The organism is Caloramator proteoclasticus DSM 10124 (assembly GCF_900129265.1).
Taxonomy (GTDB): domain Bacteria; phylum Bacillota; class Clostridia; order Clostridiales; family Caloramatoraceae; genus Thermobrachium; species Thermobrachium proteoclasticum.
Genome location: NZ_FQVG01000110.1, coordinates 1 through 1,575, shown reverse-complemented (window position 1 = coordinate 1,575; position 1,575 = coordinate 1). Strand labels below are relative to the sequence as shown.

Genomic DNA, 1,575 nt, shown 5'->3' with positions numbered 1-1,575 from the left:
GATAGTGTCAAGATATTGTAGGTTAATTTTTATAGACAACCCCTTAAATTAGCTAGTTTCAAGGCGTTTGTTAAATTTAAAAAACTTAAATTATATTTTCATATTTTATTGATTTTAATATCCTGTAAATTGGCGTTACTTTCCCTATGTTCAATATCGTTATATTATTCATAACTTCGCGTGAAGATTTATTTATCTTCCTTATCGCTTCTTTTATTTTCTTCTTACTTACCTTGAAGGCTTTTTCATCTTCCTTAAACACACTTATTTCCCTTAAATTTCCTCCATTCTTGCTGAATACCCTTAGCTTCGCCATTATCTTTAATCCTTCCTTGCTCCATCCTAATGGCCTGCTGCTTAATCTCGCCGATAATACATGGCTTACATGCCCTTCTGCGCTGCATCCTATTACTTCATCGTCATCTTTATATATTTCTATCCCTTCCCAGTTGTTTAATATATACCTTCTTGCTTCTTTTATCCTTTCTTTTTCTGTATTAGTTTCTGCTTTACTTGCAAGCTCCTTAAATATTTCCCTTAAACCCTTCTTATCTCCTTCATTTATGGCTTTCCATATCTTTTCCCTATATTCTTCTCTCTTTGCTGTCCCTCTTATTATGTATTTGTTTAAATGATATCTGTCTAATACAAATTTCGCTTTTGGAATCCACTCTATTCCTTCCTTTATCCATCTTGCCCCATCCCCTGCTATATATATCTTTTCTATGCTCTCTATTTCATAATTCTCATACACATAATCCGCTACATCTATCCATATTTCTTCTGCTTCTACTCCTACGTATGCTTTGTAATATACATTTTTTAATTCATTCCTTCCATTCCTCTCTTGCCTTCCTTCATGAACATAGACAAGCCTTGGCATCTCCTTTTTGCCATCCTGCAGTGCAACATGATCTTCATCCGCTTCTATGTATAATACCCTTACCTTCCTTTTTTCTTTTACTTCTCTCTTTACCTCTACTTCCCCTACCTGCCTTATTGCATTAAATACTGTTTGCCTACTTAGCTTCTCTTTGCATGTTATCTTGCTACTTTCTTCGTAGGACATGTTGATTGCATTCTCTACAAGCCTTATCTTTACTTCTTTATCCACCTTCTCATGTTTCCTTATACCTATAACATCATCAAGTAAATATCTATATTCTCCGCTCTTTCTTGATTTGTAGTATGTTCTTGAATATTCTATTCCTCCTAGGAGCGTAATAATACTTTTCTTGTCTTTTCTTTCAACTATCCATTCCTTTTTTCTCTTATCATCTTCTTTAATCGCTTTATCTAATTCTTCTAAAAAGTCTTTTATTATATTCCTTCCAAGTTCATCAGTCGATTCTTTAACTACCTCAACAAGTTTTGTAAAATCCCATTCTTTTGACAGCATTTCTTCTACATTTTTTATTAATTTAGTAGTGAAATTTATTAAATGTTGTTGTATAATATTATTCAAAAGAGACACCCCCTTATTGGTTTGTGTTTTTTCCACTTTTTATTTTACCACAGGGGTTGTCTCTTTTAAATTTTTTGTCCTTTTTCGTCCTACAATAATTTTACACTATG

General features: G+C 32.8%; 1 protein-coding gene. It reads right to left on the bottom strand.

Annotation, left to right across the window (positions count from 1 at the left end):
* Window positions 1-85 precede the first annotated feature (85 nt).
* Window positions 86-1,501, bottom strand: a complete 1,416-nt coding sequence (locus BUB63_RS13075; protein ID WP_200790289.1) for an ISLre2 family transposase — start codon at window positions 1,499-1,501, stop codon at window positions 86-88.
* Window positions 1,502-1,575: the final 74 nt, after the last annotated feature.